16 protein-coding genes are annotated in these 18,687 nt (G+C 59.6%); 8 read left to right on the forward strand and 8 right to left on the reverse strand.

The window, feature by feature from the left end:
- Positions 1–752 precede the first annotated feature (752 nt).
- Positions 753–1,247, forward strand: coding sequence for a transposase (locus NMA52_RS19245; RefSeq protein ID WP_371930984.1), 495 nt, complete (start codon positions 753–755; stop codon positions 1,245–1,247).
- Between the two features lie 700 nt (positions 1,248–1,947).
- Here the strand turns inward: NMA52_RS19245 and NMA52_RS16380 are convergent.
- Positions 1,948–3,075, reverse strand: coding sequence for a tyrosine-type recombinase/integrase (locus NMA52_RS16380; RefSeq protein WP_254828786.1), 1,128 nt, complete (start codon positions 3,073–3,075; stop codon positions 1,948–1,950).
- A 399-nt stretch (positions 3,076–3,474) separates the two neighbouring features.
- Between NMA52_RS16380 and typA the strand changes: the two genes are divergently transcribed.
- Positions 3,475–5,280, forward strand: coding sequence for a translational GTPase TypA (gene typA / locus NMA52_RS16385; protein ID WP_254828787.1), 1,806 nt, complete (start codon positions 3,475–3,477; stop codon positions 5,278–5,280).
- 84 nt (positions 5,281–5,364) lie between these two features.
- Complete coding sequence (locus NMA52_RS19250; RefSeq protein ID WP_254828788.1) at positions 5,365–7,881, forward strand: gliding motility-associated C-terminal domain-containing protein; 2,517 nt, start codon at positions 5,365–5,367, stop codon at positions 7,879–7,881.
- Here NMA52_RS19250 and NMA52_RS16395 read toward each other — a convergent pair.
- The 3 genes from NMA52_RS16395 to NMA52_RS16405 all read right to left on the reverse strand — a co-directional run bounded on the left by NMA52_RS16395 (position 7,868) and on the right by NMA52_RS16405 (position 10,637).
- Entirely contained in the window at positions 7,868–8,662 is a 795-nt protein-coding gene (locus NMA52_RS16395; RefSeq protein ID WP_254828789.1) for a (Fe-S)-binding protein, read from the reverse strand. The genes NMA52_RS19250 and NMA52_RS16395 overlap by 14 nt on opposite strands.
- 55 nt (positions 8,663–8,717) lie before the next feature.
- Positions 8,718–10,064: a (Fe-S)-binding protein gene (locus NMA52_RS16400; protein ID WP_254828790.1), complete on the reverse strand. Its 1,347-nt coding sequence runs from the start codon at positions 10,062–10,064 to the stop codon at positions 8,718–8,720.
- 69 nt (positions 10,065–10,133) lie between these two features.
- A complete protein-coding gene (locus NMA52_RS16405) occupies positions 10,134–10,637 on the reverse strand; it encodes a DinB family protein (RefSeq protein WP_254828791.1) in 504 nt (167 codons plus the stop codon).
- 55 nt (positions 10,638–10,692) lie between these two features.
- On the opposite strand from NMA52_RS16405, the gene NMA52_RS16410 reads away from it, so the two are divergent.
- Complete coding sequence (locus NMA52_RS16410) at positions 10,693–12,009, forward strand: aspartate kinase (RefSeq protein WP_254828792.1); 1,317 nt, start codon at positions 10,693–10,695, stop codon at positions 12,007–12,009.
- Here the strand turns inward: NMA52_RS16410 and folE are convergent.
- From folE to NMA52_RS16425, 3 genes are read right to left on the reverse strand one after another with little or no spacing between them, the layout of a single operon-like run.
- Positions 12,006–12,605: a GTP cyclohydrolase I FolE gene (gene folE, locus NMA52_RS16415; protein ID WP_254828793.1), complete on the reverse strand. Its 600-nt coding sequence runs from the start codon at positions 12,603–12,605 to the stop codon at positions 12,006–12,008. The genes NMA52_RS16410 and folE overlap by 4 nt on opposite strands.
- Positions 12,606–12,608: 3 nt before the next feature.
- Positions 12,609–13,037, reverse strand: a complete 429-nt coding sequence (locus tag NMA52_RS16420) for a 6-carboxytetrahydropterin synthase (protein WP_254828794.1) — start codon at positions 13,035–13,037, stop codon at positions 12,609–12,611.
- 28 nt (positions 13,038–13,065) lie between these two features.
- Positions 13,066–14,763, reverse strand: a complete 1,698-nt coding sequence (locus NMA52_RS16425; RefSeq protein ID WP_254828795.1) for a GNAT family N-acetyltransferase — start codon at positions 14,761–14,763, stop codon at positions 13,066–13,068.
- A 134-nt stretch (positions 14,764–14,897) separates the two neighbouring features.
- On the opposite strand from NMA52_RS16425, the gene pyrR reads away from it, so the two are divergent.
- Genes pyrR through NMA52_RS16440 form a run of 3 tightly spaced genes read left to right on the forward strand, consistent with a single transcriptional unit; the run spans position 14,898 to position 17,577 of the window.
- Positions 14,898–15,437, forward strand: coding sequence for a bifunctional pyr operon transcriptional regulator/uracil phosphoribosyltransferase PyrR (gene pyrR / locus NMA52_RS16430; protein ID WP_254828796.1), 540 nt, complete (start codon positions 14,898–14,900; stop codon positions 15,435–15,437).
- Between the two features lie 8 nt (positions 15,438–15,445).
- Positions 15,446–16,390 (forward strand): aspartate carbamoyltransferase catalytic subunit, encoded by a 945-nt coding sequence (locus tag NMA52_RS16435; protein ID WP_254828797.1) that lies wholly within the window; start codon positions 15,446–15,448, stop codon positions 16,388–16,390.
- Positions 16,390–17,577, forward strand: a complete 1,188-nt coding sequence (locus NMA52_RS16440; RefSeq protein ID WP_254828798.1) for a 1-acyl-sn-glycerol-3-phosphate acyltransferase — start codon at positions 16,390–16,392, stop codon at positions 17,575–17,577. Before NMA52_RS16435 ends, NMA52_RS16440 begins: the two co-directional genes overlap by 1 nt.
- On the opposite strand, the gene NMA52_RS16445 is transcribed toward NMA52_RS16440, so the two are convergent.
- Complete coding sequence (locus NMA52_RS16445; protein WP_254828799.1) at positions 17,569–17,898, reverse strand: Dabb family protein; 330 nt, start codon at positions 17,896–17,898, stop codon at positions 17,569–17,571. The genes NMA52_RS16440 and NMA52_RS16445 overlap by 9 nt on opposite strands.
- Before the next feature lie 143 nt (positions 17,899–18,041).
- On the opposite strand from NMA52_RS16445, the gene NMA52_RS16450 reads away from it, so the two are divergent.
- Positions 18,042–18,671: a rhomboid family intramembrane serine protease gene (locus tag NMA52_RS16450; RefSeq protein WP_254828800.1), complete on the forward strand. Its 630-nt coding sequence runs from the start codon at positions 18,042–18,044 to the stop codon at positions 18,669–18,671.
- The last annotated feature ends 16 nt before the right edge of the window (positions 18,672–18,687 follow it).

Below are 18,687 nucleotides of genomic sequence, written 5' to 3' on the forward strand. Positions count from 1 at the left end.
CCAAGGACCATTCACTAGCACTACAACTTCACGGATCGGGAGGAAATAAGACTCGCTTGCATTGCTTAAGGAAACCTAACCAGCATAGCCTACTATTCTGATCTGGTGAAGCTTGCGCCCAGCATCACCCTCCCCGCATTGCACTTCCAACCACAATGGCTGTGAAATTATTGACGTGATTGATCATCCTTCGTGTTATCTATCCGAAGTAGCGTGACGTATCGCCAGGACCAATTGACGGGAACACCGTAATTGACGTGATTGCGCATCTAATCTCTTGCCAGCCCGCAGATCCAGTGGTGACCTACCGAAGGCATGCGGAAAACATACAATTGACGTGATTGCGCGTTTAACATGTAGTTACCACGCATATAGTCAGCCATCCAGTCGCTTTCCAGTCATTTGAGATTTGAAATTTCCCCCGCAGTCTTGGAACATAAAAATCTTCACTACACTCAGCGAGGGGTTGATGCGCATCTTCCAGTTAACTTTTCGATCGGTTTGTCTTTCTTAATAAGTGAGCGCTAATTACTGTCCGGGACCTGGTTTAAAAAGGACCCGATAAGAGCGAGAAGGCTCTACCCTCTCCCCGTAGGTCATTAAGAGCTTGTCAAAAATTATGATCCTCTTTATGTGATGGGATGAAAGGCTGTCAGTCTTGTTTTGTAAGTCGCCAAACTATACAGAACATGACCCAGCAGGAAGCTCGGTTGACCGACAGCCAGTCAGATGAAGTTAAAGTCTAGCTACCTATTTCTAGCAGACGCAAGCACGACTTACGGGCGGTCTTCGATGCCATTCTCTGGCTAACGCGGACCGGGTGCCAGTGGCGCAACCTGGACCGTCAGTTTCCCCCCTGGAAGGTTGTCCACTACTACTTTAGCAAGTGGTCGCGCGACCATACTCTGGAAACGCTTAACGATGCGGTCAACCGACGCGAACGTGACCTTTTGCCGGAGCGGCAGACCACTCCCAGCCTGTTACTGGTTGATGCACAGAGTGCTCGACTGCTACCCCGGATCGGTCAAGACCGGGGCACCGATGGAGGCAAATGGATCAACGGACGTAAGCGGAGCATCCTGACCGACACCCGGGGCAGGATCAGGCGCGTCGAGGTACATGCCGCCAATGTGCATGATGGGGTGGCGGGGCTGGACTTAATCTACCCGGACTTTAACGGACATTGCTGCGCGCATGCAAGCTACTGGCCGATAGTGCCTATGCCGGGCAGTTTGCCCAAACCATGACTCGCGTAAACCGAGTTTTTTTTAGTGTCCGGTACGTGATCCTGCCCAGCGGGGTTCTGTAGTCGAAGCCCAGCGTTGGGTAGTCAAAAGGACCTTCGCCTGGTTGAATTGGTACCGTGGAGTAGTCAAGGATTACGAGCGGACGGTAGAAAATTCCGCTGGCTATGTTCTCGTAGCCAACATACAGTTGGTTCTATCGTCGATCGCTAATTTGAGTCCCTAAAATTTTTAGACACGCTATAAGCCATCGTCCGCTGGTTGCTTCTCGTTGGCGTTCACACGGAAGGCTAATAGAAGCCCAGCGTTGGGTAGTCAAAAGGACCTTCGCCTGGTTGAGTTGGTACCGCGGAGTCGTCAAGGATTACGAGGGGACGGTAGAAAATTCCGCTGGCTATGTTCTCGTAGCCAACATACAGTTGGTTCTATCGTCGATCGCTAATTTGAGTCCCTAAAATTTTCAGACACGCTATAAGCCATCGTCCGCTGGTAACTTCTCGGTGGCGTTCACACGGAGGGCCAATAAATGACATTCCTCGTTTCCCAGGGCTTGTGGATGATCGTCTATTATTGACTCCTATCGTGGAACACATTCAGTCAGGGTTTCGGCACGGAAGGCATATTGCGGAGGGGGCACTGCCGAATCTGTCCATTATCAATTTCGGTCAGGGTCTCAAATGACCAAGCAAATCCCCTACCCTCCCTACAGATCATCGAGCGGACTAATGATTCGTCGCTTCTCCTTGCTCGAAACATGGGTATACACTTCCGTCGTCCTACTGCTCGCGTGACCCAGCAGTTCCTGGATGTGGCGCAAACTCACGCCCCGCTCCAGTAAGTGAGTCGCGTAACTGTGACGCAGCGTATGGACGGTGGCGTGCGGATTGATCCCGCTCTGCTGAACCGCCCGTTTCAGGATCGCCTGTACGCTTCGCCGGGAATACTGTCCGCCACTCTGCCCTTCGAACAACCAATGATCCGGACGGTACTGCCTGCGGTAGTCGTCAAGCTCCGTAAGCAGCGCCCGCGGGAGCGTAGTGTATCGGTCCTTTTTTCCCTTTCCTGAGTGAATGAATATTTGCAGGCGATCAACCAAAATGTCGCCAACGCGCAACTGACACACTTCCCCGAGCCGGAGCCCGCCGCCGTAGAGGAGTTTAAGGATGCACCGGTGCTTGAGATTATCGACGGCCTCGAACAGCCGCTTCACCTCCTGTACACTCAGCACCTGTGGTAATTTTTTGGGTGAGCGCGGACGTAACTCGATGAAGGTCTTGTCGCGCTTCTCCACGTGTTCCATCCAGAACTTCAGCGCGTTGAGCAACTGGTGCTGCGTCGCCGCTGACCATTGCCTCCGTTCAGTCCGATCAAGAATGTACTGCTTGACGATTTCCGTGTCGATAGCATCCACCTCCTGATCACGGTGAGCGGAGAAGAAGGAGCGCAGGTGGGAAACGTAGCTCTTCACCGTTCGCCAACTATAGCGCAGCACGCGCAGCTCCTGTTCGACGAGGATGAGCTTGTCCGCCCAGTAATCAGGAAGCGGGTCCGAAGCCGGCTCGTTCGGGACAGAGCCACCAAAGCCCCGCGCGCGCCTTTCCGTTGAAATAAGATCATAGGTCCACTGCAGGGACCGCCGGCCAAAGCTGGCGGATAAGGCAACCAAGGTCTCAGGCACCGCCGGGGCGGACCAGTATTTTTCCTCGCCGTGGTAGCGGATGTCCGGCACCCCCCGGCAACGAGAGGTAAAGTGCGGCAGGTATTCCTGAGGACAAAACACGTACCGGGTCGTGGTACGTCCAGTGACTTTCTGGATAAGAATGGGGGTCATGGAGAATATTTACCGCCAATACACGGAAAACATTCTCCAATAGTCGCAACTTAACCGTTTATAATCGAATATAGATGTTTACAAAGCCCTACGGCTTCGCCCTTTCTGTGTCGGGAATGCCCGTTCAGTTCAGCCATGTCGATGTGGGTGCGACCGCGACACAACGCAATATAAACTTCTTAATATATCCGGCAAGGATTCCCGGGCGCCGGTCAGTGATTCGCCGCTCCCGGGAACCAAAGTCACTCCCTACCAAGCCCCGTTGGATACCGTAATTGCCTGGCTCCTGCGCGCCGCCGCCGGACGAAAACTTTCCCTTAACAAAATAACGGAGCCTATCCATCCAGAAACCCGTACCTTTGCGCGCTTAAACGCGGCCCCCGCGGAAAATCCTTAGGTATGCAGTCAATTCGGAACATCGCCATCATCGCTCACGTCGACCACGGCAAAACCACACTGGTGGATAAAATGCTGCTGGCCGGCCAGTTATTCGGCGATCACGAGCGCCCCGGCGAGCTCATCATGGACAGCAACGACCAGGAACGCGAGCGCGGCATCACCATCCTGGCCAAGAACGTGTCCATTAACTACAAGGGCACGAAGATCAACATCATCGACACCCCCGGTCACGCCGACTTCGGTGGTGAGGTAGAACGCGTACTCAACATGGCCGACGGCGTACTCCTGCTGGTCGACGCCTTCGAGGGCCCGATGCCCCAGACCCGCTTCGTGATGGATAAGGCCCTGAAGCTCGGCCTCAACCCGCTGGTCGTCGTCAACAAGGTGGACAAGCCCAACTGTACCCCCGACGAGGTGCACGAAATGGTCTTCGATCTGATGTTCAGCCTCGATGCCACCGAGGAGCAGCTCGACTTCCCCACCATCTACGGTTCGGCCAAGAACGGCTGGATGAGCACCGACTGGCGCGAGGAAACCGACAACATCCTGCCCCTGCTCGACGCGATCCTGGAGCACGTCCCCGAACCGCGCATCAAGGAGGGAAATACCCAGATGCTGGTCACCAGCATCGAGTTCAGCAAGTACATCGGCCGGATGGCCATCGGTAAACTCAGCCGGGGCACACTGCGCGCCAACCAGCCCCTGACGCTGATCAACCGCGAGGGAGAACAAACCAGGGCGCGTGCCCGCAACCTTTACGTTTACGAAGGCTTCGGCCGCGTGGAGGTCGAGGAAGTACAGGCCGGCGACATCTGTGCCGTGTTCGGCGTGGAAGGATTCGAGATTGGGGATACCATCGCCGACGGCGAGAACCCCGAAGCCCTGCCGACGATCGACATCGACGAGCCGACGCTGAGCATGGTGTTCACCATCAACGACAGCCCCTTCTTCGGTAAGGAGGGCAAGTACGTCACCAGCCGCCACATCAAGGATCGCCTGACCGCCGAACTTGAGCGGAACCTGGCACTGCGGGTGGAGGAGACGGACAGCGCCGATAAGTTCCGCGTGTTCGGCCGGGGCGTCATGCACCTTTCGGTGCTCATCGAAACCATGCGTCGCGAGGGTTACGAACTGCAAATCGGTCAGCCCCAGGTAATCGTCAAGGAAATCGACGGCGTGAAGCAGGAACCGGTGGAAGAACTGACGGTCGACCTGCCGGAAGAACTGTCCGGCACCGCCATCAATATGATCACCCAGCGGAAAGGCATGATGCTGAGCATGACTCCTAAGGGAGAACGCGTGGTGCTTGAATTCGAGATCCCCAGCCGGGGCATCATCGGATTGCGTTCCAATATGCTCACCGCTACCCAGGGCGAGGCCATCATGACGCACCGCTTTAAGGAGTTCCAGCCCCACAAGGGGGAGATCCCCGGTCGTCTCAACGGATCGCTGATCTCCATGGAGAACGGCAAGGCCATCCCCTACTCCATCAACAACCTGCAGGACCGCGGCCGCTTCTTTATCGACGCGAACGAAGAGATCTACGAAGGTCAGGTTATCGGCGAGAACAGCCGCGCCGTTGACCTGGTGATCAACGTGACGAAGACGAAGAAGCTCACCAACATGCGCTCTTCCGGCAACGACGATAAGGCCCGTCTGGTGCCTCCCCGCAAGTTCTCCCTCGAGGAAGCACTGGAGTATATCCAGGCCGACGAGTACGTCGAGGTAACCCCCGAAAGCCTTCGCCTCCGGAAGACCCTCCTGCGTGAGGCCGAGCGTAAGCGCGGCGAGAAGATCCTGTTCTAGAAGACAGGGAAAGAGATCGACCGGCGGCGGACCAAGTGTTCGTCGCCGGTTTTTTCATTTCCCCCGAGATGCTAACTTGTTCGGGTGCGCCCGTTCCTCCTGTTTGGCCTCCTCCTTTTTATCCTAAGTCCGTGCGTCGTGCTCGTCGCCCAGGATAACGGATGTACGGGCCCGACCTTCGCCCAGTTATACCAGGACACGACGGGCAAGAACGTTCGGCTCACCGTAATTCTCCCCTACCGGGGGAGTGCTTCCGACCTGCTGATCGGGGGGATGGCGGACGGCGAGGTCTTCCTGTCCCGCATCGGCGCGGAGGGGCAGGTCCGGTGGCGGCGTGGCTTCGTGACCGGGAGCGAAGGAAGCGAACTAACGACCCTGAATTCGGTACTGATCGACGGGGAAGGCATGATTGCCGGTGTCGGCAATACCTTCAACGCCAACCGCCAGCGGGGCTTCCTGTTCCGGTACGATCCCCTGCAGGATGAATTGCATTACCTGATTCGCCCTAGCGTGGAGAGCGAACTGACGGGCATCCGGGAAGGCGACCGAAACGATTATCTCCTCACCGGCGCCATACTGGATCTTCCGTCTCCCCTCTTTTCCCGCCTGCTGGTGCAACGGGTAGATCGCGGCAGCGGCAGGCCCACCGCCCCCGGCACACTGCTGGATCTCGACGGGGAGGAGAATGCCCTCGATCTCCTACCCCATCCAGATGGTGGATACCTGATTGCCGGGAACCTTTCGCAGGGCAGCGGTGCCGGCTCCACCCGGGCCCTCTTACTTCGTACCGATACGCAGGGCAATACCCTGTGGGCCAAATCAGGACCGGTATCCCGAGCGGAAAATGCTCGACTTTTCGGATTTGACGTCGAGGTGGTCGACCGCACCGTGTACCTACTTCAGTGGGGTGATATCGGCGTGATCACCGGAGCACGCAACACTTCCGTCATTCTCTCGACCTTTACCCTGGACGGGGAGCCGCGCTGGACCCGCCGGCTGGACATCAATGAGTTTACGGGCGAAGCGGGGGTGGAAATGGTGGTTCAGGACGGCGACCTACTGATCCACGGCTTCAGCCTCGACGGCGAACGGGACGTATTTCTCCTCCGCCTCACCCGCGAGGGTATCGTCCGGTGGACAAACCGTTACGTTCTGCCGGGTCGTGCGCAAGTATACCAGCGGGCGAGTCAGCAGCTGGCGGTTAATCGGGCCGGGGCCATTTTCCTGAGCGCCACCTACAGTTTTTCCGGCAGCCGACCCCACGAGGGTCTTTTGCTACGGCTAAATGAGAGCGGGAATTCCAATAATGCGTGTCTGCAGTACGGTCCGCTAACCGCGTCGCCCAGTGTCCTTCCCGCCATCTGGACGGATGTTATACTTAGCGCCGACGAGTTCACCGCTCCTTGGGAAGAAATGTCCGCGACCGTAGGAGAGCCGTCGATCGTGACCTTCGACGACTGCGACGTTCCCTGTGAAAGCTGTCGTACGACTGCCTTCTCCAGTCGGGCTATCTGTGACGGGGATTCAGTCTTCGTGGCCGGTCGGTGGATCGATCGGCCCGGAATTTTCGTCGATACCATCCCGGGACGGGGATCGAACTGCGATTCGGTAGCGATCACCGAGGTATTGCATTCGGCCGGCCCCGCCGCCACTTACCAGCAAGATCGCTCCTGCGGACAGGACAGCGCCCGCGTCACGATCGGACCGACCGGCGGCGTACCTCCCTATACCTATCGCTGGTCGCAAGCCCGGATCGAGGGCAGCTCTCCCCTGCTGGCCGCCGGCACCTATACCGTTACGGTTACCGATCGGGCCGGCTGCAGTCCCTTCGTACTGCCCGTCACCGTAAGCGCGACAACTAACGTAGTCGCCACGGTCGCGGTGGAGCCACCGAGCTGTCCCGGAGGTACGGACGGTGCCATCGTACTCTCGCCCGTGGGAAGCGGATCGTTGCGCCTGCTCGCCGATACGGTTTTCACCGCCGACCGACGGGACGGGCTTCCGGCGGGGGTATATCCATTCATCCTGCGCAGCGACACGGGTTGCGAGGTGTACCGGGAGGTTCGACTTCCGGATCCTCCGCCCTTTACGGTGGGTATCGTGGGCCCGTCCGTCGTCCGACTGGGAGATCGGATCGGCTATACGATCATGACATCTCCCAACGCCGCGGGGGAATCTTATCGGTGGTCACCGGCCACCTACGGCGATTGTCCATCCTGCGCGGTGAACGGTATACTGCTGCCATACGATACGCTGATTTCGCTCACGCTTACCTCAGCGGCGGGGTGTGTGGCTTCCGATAGCCTGTACGTGCGGGTAGATGATTCGACGCCCCGCTCGTTCATTCCCACGGCCTTCAGTCCGAACGGGGACGGGACCAACGACCGGTGGGTTCCCGGCTTCGGCGGGGAGGTGTCCGCCATCGCGGACTGGCGGGTGTACGACCGCTGGGGGACGGAAGTGTGGAGCTACGCCGGTGAAGAACAAAATCACTGGGACGGCGGGAACGCGGGAGCGGGCGTTTACCTGTATACCATTACTCTTCGGTTGATCAGCGGCGAGCTTATTACCCGAACCGGAGAGGTGCTTATTCTCCGGTAGCGGTGCGCAGGCCGCTCACGATGAGTTCGCTCAGGTCGTAGACCATCACCTCGCCCTGCTTTTCGCGGGCCGCCACGCCGTCGGTCATCATAGTGAGGCAGAAGGGGCAATTGACGGCGATCACGTCCGCCTGCAAGCTGAGTGCCTCGTCGGTCCGCTCTACGTTGACGCGCTTATCCCCGGGTTCATCTTCCTTCCACATTTGGGCACCGCCGGCACCGCAGCAGAGTCCGTTCTGGCGGCTGCGCTTCATCTCCACGAGCTGGCCGTCCAGTGAGCGGAGCACCTCGCGGGGCGCCTCGTAGATGCCGTTTGCCCGACCCAGGTAACAACTGTCGTGGTAGGTAATGCGCTTCCCCTTAAAGGTGGTCGTATCCGTTAGCTTGATGCGGCCATCGTCGATCAATTGCTGCAGCAACTGGGTGTGGTGCACGATGTCGTAGTGCCCCCCGAGGGCGGGATACTCATTCTTGATGGTATTGAAGCAGTGCGGACAGGCCGTGACCATCTTCTTTACCCCGTACATATTCAGCGTCTCAATATTCTGGAGGGCCACCATCTGGTACAGGAATTCGTTGCCGGCGCGCCGCGCGGGATCGCCGGTGCAGGCTTCCTCATCGCCCAGGATGGCGAACTCGATCCCCGCCGCGTTGAGGATCTCGGCGAAGGCGCGCGTCACCTTCTGGGCCCGGTCATCGAACGATCCGGCACAACCTACCCAGAAGAGGATCTCCGGGGCCTTGTCTTCGCCGGCAAATTCGGCCATGGTCTTTACGGTCATAGGTCAGGAAGGATTTGGGGGGTTAGGGGAAGCAGAAGAGATTGAAATATGCAGATCATCCCTTTACCCACTCGGTGCGGGAGGTTCCGACGCTCCACGCGCGTTGCTGATTTTCGATGCTATTGAAGAGGGGGCGCCAGTCCGCCGGGCCGGCCGCTTCGGTAAGGATCTCGTGGCGGCGCATTTTGTTGATCATTTCCAGGGGGTTGATCAGTACCGGACAGGCTTCCACGCAGGCGTTACAGGTCGTGCAAGCATGAATTTCCTCGCGGGTGATATAGTCCCAGAGGTTGCGGCCGTCCTGGAAGTTGGTTCGGCTCAGGGGCTCGTCGGCCCGCTCGGCGAACTCGGTGTTGCCGGAGCGGATCTTATCCCCGATCTCCTCCGCTCGGTCGCGCACGTTCATTACGATCTTACGGGGACTAAGCTTCTTGCCGGTGATGTTGGCGGGACACACGGCGGTGCAACGGCCGCATTCGGTGCAGGAATAAGCGCCGAGTACGTCGATCCAGCTCATTTCGGTGACGTCGTCGGCTCCGAATTCGGGGAGTTCCGCCGTCATGTCGGGTTCCGGCGCGTTGGGGTCGCCGAGGCCCATCATGGATTTTACCTCGTTCATCACCTCCGGCATATTGAGCATCTGACCCTTCGGTTTGAGTCGGGCGAAGTAGGTATTGGGGAAGGCCAGCAGGATGTGCAGGTGCTTCGACTTCGGCAGGTAATTCAGAAACACGAAGACCATCAGAATGTGGCCCCACCAGCCCACCCGCTCGAGTACGTAGAGCGTAGAGGCATCCATGCCGCCGAAGACGACGGGACCCAGCAGGCCGCTGACGGCGAAGTTCGTCGCCCGGTAGTGATCCGGGTCCTGATCCTGGAGGACGACGTCGGTGCCGTTCATGGTGAAAATGCACGCCAGCAGGATCAATTCGAATACCAGAATAAGGTTGGCGTCGAGTTTCGGCCACCCCTGCATCTCGGGCTTGTGGAAGCGGGGAATGAAGAGCACGTTGCGCCGGATCAGAAAAATGACGGTAGCCACGAAGGCCAGAATGCTGAGCACCTCAATCGTGCTGATCACGAAGTTGTACATGCCGCCCAGCGGACCGAGGAACCAGCGGTGGACGCCGAAGATACCGTCGATGAAGATCTCGATGAGCTCGATCTGAGTGAAGACGAAGGCAACGTAAAGCATCAAGTGCAGGACGGCGGGCACGATGCGCTTGAACATTTTCTTCTGTCCGAAGGCCACGAGCAGGGTGTTTTTGGCCCGTTCGGCCACCGGTCCCTTCACTTCTTCATCCTTCCCCAGCAGGATATTGGCCCGGACCTTGCTGAACTGAAAATAGGCAAAACCCAGTGCCAGCAGGGCCACCACCGCAAATACGATCGACTGTACCATACGGCCAAAGGTAACCGGTCGCGCCGGGCACTCCAAAGATTGGTAGCGAAAATTCGCTGAATGGTCGGGCTAGTTCGTTTGATTCAAATTTACTCCGCCGTAGAGGTCGAGGTCCTTGTTGCGAAGTTGCTTGGTCCAGAAAACGATCTGTCCGGTATGGTAGCTCAGGTGTTCGACGACGTGCAGAACGATGAAGGTTCCGTCGTGAACGAAGGCCTGTACCGGCCGCACCGTCGTCAGGGTAGCCTCGTCCAGAGTTTGCACGACCCCAATGGCCTCGGCTATGGTCGCGTTCAGCGCGCTATACAACTCCTCCTTACTCTTCCCCTCCGTGGCCGAAAACTCCGCGTCCCGGATGCGGTCATCGTATTTGCCCCCCAGTCCGGTAAGGATCCACTGCCGGATGTTGCCGTTGAGGTGAAGCAATTGGTTTCCTACGCTGTTGGACTGCTCGTTGGGGCGCAGCCAGACTTCCTCCTCCGTCAGTTCCTGCAGGCAGATGGCGATCCTGTCCCGGTTCCACTGAAGGAAGTGTACGGCGGCGGCAAGGAAGGATTGACGAACGGCGGGCATAAAACGGGGGATTGGATTACCGATAAAAAGTCAGTAAAGTTACCTTTGCGCGACTATGCAGAAGAAGGTAAATGTATTCAAGTTTGGTGGTGCATCGCTGAAGGACGCCGATGCGATCCGCCACGTCGGAAAGATCATGCAATCCTTTGCCGGCCAGTCGCTGGTAATCGTGGTTTCGGCGATGGGCAAAACCACGAATGCGCTGGAGGAGGTCGCCCACGCGTACTGGCACGGCAATCCGGAAGAGGCGCGGCAGAAGTTGCGCGCGATTCACGCCTCCGCTACCACCATCATCGGCGATCTCTTCACCGAGGTGCCCGAATCGCTTACCGCTTCCATCAACGACCTCTTCGTCTCCGTCGAATGGGCACTGGACGAAACCCCCAACGAAGAGTACGACTTCGACTACGACCAGATCGTGAGTCTCGGCGAGCTGATCAGCAGCCACATCGTAGCCGCCCACCTAAATGCCGTGGGGCTACCCACCAGCTGGCTCGATGCCCGGGACGTGATTCAAACCGACAATACCTACCGTGAGGGATGGGTCAAGTGGCCGGAAACAGAGGAGCGCGCCGAGCGCCTGCTGCCCCCCCTCCTCGCCGAGACCGACTTCGTGCTCACCCAGGGCTTCATCGGTAACACCAGCGAAAATTATACCACTACTCTCGGGCGGGAGGGCTCCGACTACTCGGCCGCCATCTTCAGCTACTGCCTCAACGCCGAGGCCATGAGCATCTGGAAGGACGTACCGGGCGTACTTACCGCCGACCCCCGCATCTTCGAGAACGTATCGAAGATTGACCGCCTCAGCTACCGGGAAGCCATCGAGATGACCTACTACGGAGCCAAGGTGATCCACCCTAAGACCATCAAGCCGCTGCAGAACAAGAGCATCCCCCTGTACGTGCGTTCCTTCATCGAGCCCGAACTCGGCGGCACGCTGGTCACAGACGATGCCGGTGATGCCTACCCGCCGATGGTGGCCGTGGAGCGCGACCAGGCACTGATCAACATCAGCACCCGCGATTTCAGCTTTGTAGCCGAGCACCACATTAAAGAACTCTTCGAGCACATCACCACTACCCGCCTGCAGGTCAATATGATGCAGAATACGGCCATCAGCTTTAACGTGGTCGTCAACGACATCGACGACCGGGTAGCCCGCTTCTGCACCCTGATCGACGAGAACTTCAAGACCACGGTCGACCGCGATCTCGAACTCATCACTATCCGGCACTACACGCCTGACGTCGTGGAGAGCCTGCGCCGCGGCAAGGTGAATATGCTGGAGGGCCGGCTTCCCCTGACCCTACAGATGGTCGTCAAGGACGTGCCGGTGATGCGCAGAAAGGAAGAAGGCGCCAGGGGCTAGTGTAGGTTGCTCGTGATGAGCTTCAGAAACTCGTTGCGGGTACGCTCCGACTTGAAGGCACCGGTAAAGGCCGAGGTCGTGGTGACGCTGCTCTGCTTCTGCACGCCCCGCATCATCATGCACATGTGCTGGGCTTCGATGACCACGGCCACGCCGAGGGGATTGAGGGTCTTCTGCAGGGACTGCAAAATCTCGTCGGTCAGTCTCTCCTGTACCTGTAGGCGGCGCGAAAAGACCTCGATCACCCGGGGGATCTTGCTCAGTCCCACGATGTAGCCGTCGGGGATGTAGGCCACGTGGGCCTTCCCGAAGAAGGGCAGCAGGTGGTGCTCGCAGAGGGAATAGAGCTCGATGTCCTTCACGATGACCATCTCGGAGTAGTCCTCGGCGAACATGGCGGAGCGCAGGATATTCTCCGCGTCCATGCCGTAGCCCTGGGTGAAGAACTGCATGGCCTTGGCGGCCCGGACCGGGGTCTTAAGCAGGCCGTCGCGCTGAACGTCCTCGCCGAGTCCGGTGATGATTTCGGCGTAGTGGTCGCTCAGGGATTCGGTGGTGGTATCCGCTTGCTGGTCAAGGAGAGTATTGGGCTGCATAGATTATTTTATTCCGGCCGGACCGTAGTAGTCGGCGTAAATGTTTTCGGTTTCGTAGAGACGGACCCGGTGCAGGGTGGCACCCAGGGCGGTCACGCCGGCCTCCAGCCGCTGAAAGATCTGACTGGTCAGATTTTCGGTGGTGGGTTGCTTTCCGTCGGCGAACCAGTCGATGTCCATGTTCAGGTTGGCGTGGTCGAGGTGGTCGACGATCTCCCGGTTGATGAGCTGCGAGAGCTTTTTCGCGTCCAGTACGAAGCCGGTGATCGGGTCCGGGGTGCCGCTAACGGTTACACGTAAATCGTAGTTGTGCCCGTGCCAGTTGCGGTTGGCACACTTTCCGAAGATCTCACGGTTCTTGTCGTCCGGCCACTCACTGACGGCCAGTTTGTGGGCGGCATTAAAGGTCTCACGACGGGTCAGGTAATGCATGTCGGCTCGTTTGGGCGCGCAAAGGTAATCAATCCGAGAGGTCCATCCCGCGCAGTTTATCCAACAACAGGGCCACGCGGAGGTTGAGCCGGCGGCCCGCGTCGAAGTACTGCCCGTCGATCATCAGGTGATCGCCGTGTACGTCTACTCTCCGGACGGTGGTGTAGGTGGCCGCCCCCGGGGGCTGGAGCACGTTCTTCCAGTACAGGGCGCTGTCGGTCAGCGCAAAGCCCTGTTTACCATTACCGAACAGACTTTGATCAAAAATAAAGAACACCCGCTCGTCCCGCCCCGCCCGGAGGTAACTCGCCGTGGCGTTCTTCAGGATGCGCGCGGGCATCGCGACGAAGTCGGTGTATACGGATTCCGCATCGATGTCCAGGTCCAGGTAGGCCATCACGAGGCGGAACAGGTCGATCTCCCGCCAGTCGCGTCCTTGGTAGCGGAGCAGCCGCTGGGGAAAGAGGTTATCGTGCAGCCCGGCCCCGGTTTCCACCATGAAATACTCCGTCAGGTCGGCCAGCACGCCGCGGCGACGGCGGGCGGAGCGGGCATTGCGGGGATGAGCGTTCAGCCAGGTACTCAAGGCGGTAAGACTCACGTCGCGGATCCGGTGAAAATTGTCGTCGTTGCGGTACAGATTTAGGTAATCGGGAAGAGCATCGGCTCCGAAGAATGCCGTCAGCCGATCGCCGAGTCGATCCTCGAGTTCCTCCCGTAATTCGGCCACGGTGATCTCCGGGGGGATGTCCTTCAGCTCCAGAGTTTCCTCCGTTGGCTCCTGCGCGCCGCCGCCCTCCGTCGTTGGCGGTTCTTCGTCTGGCGGGGACGCGGGAGCGGCATTTTCCGGGTCAAAAGCAAAGCTGAATCCGGTAGGCTCCGTGATGGTTTTCTCCCGGGGCGCGGAAGCTTCGCCGTAGTCGATTTCCAGCTCGATCTCCGGATGGCGAGTAGTGGGGGTCGGCCTAGCCGTTCGGGCGGTCGTTTTTTTTTCCGGGGTTCCTTCCGCCTGCCGGGCCTTTTGGGCCTTGGCGCGGGCGATGAAGTCCTCGAGCTCCGTAAACTGTTCCCGGTCCAGCGAGGAATGCTCGGCGTCGAAGACGGGTTCGGACAGTTCTTCGGTGGCCAGGCGGTAATCGGGCAGGGCCTCGAAGTAGGGTTCGTCGGCCTCGGTGGGAAAATCGTCCTCCGGGGGATCGGCTTCGACCGCTACAGATGCCCCATCGCCCGTGCCCAGTCCGGCCTCCCGGATCATCAGGATACGGTCCGTGCCGCGGGCGTCTCCGGCGGCTTCCCCGGAATCGACGAAGCCGTGCTTGGTGAAAAAGGCAATGGCGCGCTGGTTGTACGGACGGATGGCGAGCACGACCGACTGCCGCTCACTGACCTGCTCCAGGCCCTTCATCAGTAGTTCGCGGCCCACGCCCACTCCCCACGCACCCCGTTTGACGATCAGGCGTACGAGCTCGCTGTAGCTGCCGGTGCCCCACGACAGAATCAGGTAGCCGACCAGGCTGCGACGCCGGTGGTCCCAGGCCGTCAGTACCAGGCGGTCCGATCGGTGGAGGGAAGCGATGGCCTCGTTGCGGGCTTCGGCGACCAGCTGATCGTTTTCGGCGCGCTGGTCCTCGGACAAGCCCGGCACGTCGAAGGCCGGAAAGATGGCCTGCCAGACGAAGGTCTCCAGGTGATCGAAATCGCTTTCCTTGCCGGGACGGTACTGCATGTGCGTAGAGAAGATTTACTTTAGCGATTAAGATAACGACCCGGCCAGGGTGTAGTTCGTCCGTCTTCCCGGCCGCGCGTAAATCTGGCCGGCTAATTCGTCGATCCGTTCACCGAAACCGCTACCTTCGCCCCGTGCCCGATACCCGCACCATACACAACAGCGCCCGCTTCGGCCTGACCATCGAGCGGCTGTGCCGCCACCTGATTGAGGAGCACGGCGACTTTTCGGACAGTTGCCTCATCGGCATCCAGACCGGCGGCGTGCAGCTGGCCGAGCGCCTGCACCACCGGCTGGCGGAGCTCGGCGTCACCAGCCTGCCCTACGGTAAGCTCGACATCACCTTCTACCGCGACGATTTTCGCACCAAGGCCGGTCCGCTGACCGCCCACCCCACCGAGATCGATTTTCTGGTGGAGAACAAGCGCGTAGTCCTGGTCGACGACGTGCTCTTCAGCGGGCGGACGGTGCTGAGTGCCATGACGGCGCTCAATCACTTCGGCCGGGCCGCCGCCGTGGAGTTGCTGGTCATGGTCGACCGGCGTTTCCGGCGTACCCTCCCCGTACAAGCGAATTACCGCGGCCTCGTCGTCGACACCCTTACCGATGAATACGTCGACGTGCAGTGGGCCGAAACCCACGGTACCGATCAGATCATCCTCACCGGCTCCTAAACTCCGCGATGGCCTCCGTTCAGCAACTATCTACCCAACACGTTCTCGGCATCAAGTACCTCACGGCGGCCGACGTGGAGCTTATTCTGGACACCGCCCGCGAGTTCAAGGACGTCATCAACCGGCCGATCAAAAAAGTTCCGAGCCTGCGCGACATTACCATCGCCAACCTATTCTTCGAAAACTCCACGCGGACACGCATCAGTTTCGAGCTGGCGGAGAAGCGCCTTAGCGCGGATACCGTAAACTTCAGCGCTTCCAGTTCCTCGGTCAAGAAGGGGGAAACCCTCCTGGACACCGTGAATAACATCCTGGCGATGAAGGTGGACATGGTCGTCATGCGCCATCCCGCACCCGGTGCCCACCACTTCCTGGCCGGCAAGATCGGCGCCAGCATCGTGAACGCCGGTGACGGCACCCACGAACACCCGACCCAGGCGCTGCTCGACGCCTACTCCATGCGGGATGCCCTGGGGGAAGAATTGCGGGGTAAAAGAATCTGCATCTTCGGGGACATCACCCACTCGCGCGTGGCCCTGTCGAATATCTTCTGTCTGCAGCGGCTGGGCGCAAAGGTGCGGGTGTGCGGCCCTCCCACCCTGATTCCCAAGCACATCGGGAGCCTCGGCGTAGAGGTGAGTTATGATGTCCAGGACAGCTTGCAGTGGTGCGACGTGGCTAACGTGCTGCGCATTCAACTGGAGCGGCAGGACACGAAATATATCCCCAGCCTGCGGGAGTACAACCGCCACTTCGGCATCACCCGGGCCCGGATGGACCGGCTGGATAAGCAGATCGTCATCATGCACCCCGGTCCCATCAACCGCGGGGTGGAGATCGATACCGAGGTAGCGGATTCTCCCCACAGCATCATTCTGCAACAGGTCGAGAACGGGGTGGCGGTGCGTATGTCCGTACTGTACCTGCTGGCGGCGCGGCGCAACGAAGCCTGATGCTGTATTATCTGGTACGCCCGGTTGCCCGTCACGTGCTCGCTTATTACTTCCGCGAAATCGATATCTCGGGGCTCGACCGGATCCCCGCCGGCGCGCCGGTGATCCTGGCGGCCAACCACCCGACGGCCTTCCTGGAGCCTAGTATCATGGCCTGCTTCCAGTCCCGCTCGCTGCACTTCCTGGCGCGGGGCGATCTGTTCGCGAACCGCTTCGTGACCGCCGTGCTGCGCGGGCTGCACATGCTTCCCGTGTACCGGATCCAGGACGGTGGGTACGGCCGGCTGACCGAGAACTACGCCACCTTCCGGGAGTGCTACGCGGCACTGGGGCAGCGCAAAGCCCTCATGATTATGGCGGAGGGGCGGTGTATTCACGAGAAACGTCTGCGCGGCCTCCGCAAGGGTACCGCCCGGATCGCGCTGGGAGCCCTGGACACCGATGCCGCCATCCCGGATGTGTACATCGTCCCCGTAGGGATCAACTTCACCGCCGCGGCCCGCGTCCGGTCGTCGGTGTACATCCGCTGCGGCGAACCCCTCCTGGCCAGTCGCTACCTGGCCGAATACCGGCGCAATGAGGCCAATGGCATCCGCGCGCTGACCGAGGATCTGACGGATGCGCTGTCCGCCCACGTGGTGCAGTTTCCCGACCGGGTGACGGACCATCTCTACGAGGCACACGTACGCGTGTTGCGCGACAAAGACGCGGGGGCCGGGGAAGCGGACCGGGTCGGGCGGGAGCTTGCGGCGGTGGCCGGCTGTTCCGGGGAGGATGGCTCCCTGCGCTACGCCGTCCGACTGGCGCAACACGGTATTGCGGACCGCGACCTGGTAGCGGGGCAGCCTGGTTTTCCCCGGGCCGTTACTCCGGCGGTCATTCTACTCCTGCCCCAACTCCCGCTCTGGACGCTGGCGGAGGTGATCGCCCTGCGGGGACCTAAAACGATTGAATTTTACAGCTCGGTACGTTTCGCGGCGGTAGCGATCGGCACGCTGCTGTACCTGCCTTTACTCTTTATCCTGCCCTTCTGGATGACCGCTTATCTGGTAGTTTCCACCCTGCTGACGCGGTGGTCGCTGGAACGGGTCGACGATTTTCGGCGGTGGCGGGGGGCGCGACTGGCCGCTAAACTGAGCGCCGACGAGCGCGCGCTGCTGTTGAAAATGCGGGAGAAACTAGGGTAAGACGAAGTTGTCGAACACCTTGACGGTCTGGAACTTCGCGGCGTGGTCCTCGACGAATTTGAGGTGGGTCGGCGAGACCTGGTAGGCATCGTGGCCCGCGACGTCATCGAACCAGAGGACGAGGGAGTAATCGAAGGAATTGTCAACCACGTCGCGGGAGGGCGTCGTAGCCGGTTTGCCGAGAAACACGCGGCGGACGGTGGGGGCGTTCTTGAGGTCGCGGACACCCTGCTCGAAGGACTGCAGCTCGGCGGCGGAAAGGCCGTCGTTGAGCCAGAAGTACACGGTATGGGCCATGCCGGGATCGGTGGACTGGGACATAGGGGTTTGTTGGGCGTTCTGGGCTACGCAGCCGCTTGCGGCTAGTCCGATAATAAGCAGGAAAGGCAACAATTGCGCTGGGTAGATCATTGAGTTAGCTTAAGTACGCGGCCAAGATACTTCCCCCGCGCCAACCCGTTGCTATGACCGTTATCATCATTCTCATCACCGTTTTCGTCTCCTGGCAGGCCTTCAACAATCCCGAGCTGCGGAGTCGGCTGATGTTCATTCCGACCGCCGTGAAGGACCGCGGGGAATACTACCGGTTTCTGACCCACGGCTTCGTGCACGCCGATTTTCAGCACTTGCTGTTCAATATGTGGGCGCTGTACATTTTCGGGCAGGCCGCCGAGGACATCTTTCAGTTGTACCTCTTCGGTCCGGCCTTCGGGAAGGTGGCTTATCTGCTGTTCTACTGTCTGGCGATAGTAGCGGCGAGCGTTCCGGACTACCTGCGGCACCAGGACAATCGGGCTTACGCCAGCCTGGGCGCTTCGGGGGGCGTGGCGGCCATGATCTGGCCCTACATCATGTGGATGCCGTGGGCCTGGTTCATCTTCCCGCCCCTGCCGGCCATATTCATCGGCATCGGGTACATCGCCTACTCCCACTATGCCGACAAACGGGGCGGCAGCAACGTCGGGCACAACGCTCACCTGTGGGGGGCCGTCTTTGGACTCGTGGCCTACGTATCGCTCTCGCTTGCCTACGAGCCCGGACTCATGATCGAGTTCATAGCGCGTCTGCTGCAGCCGCAGGGGCCTAATTTCTAGGGGTTCGCCTTCTTCC

The organism is Lewinella sp. JB7, from assembly GCF_024297185.1.
Classification (GTDB): Bacteria; Bacteroidota; Bacteroidia; order Chitinophagales; family Saprospiraceae; genus Neolewinella.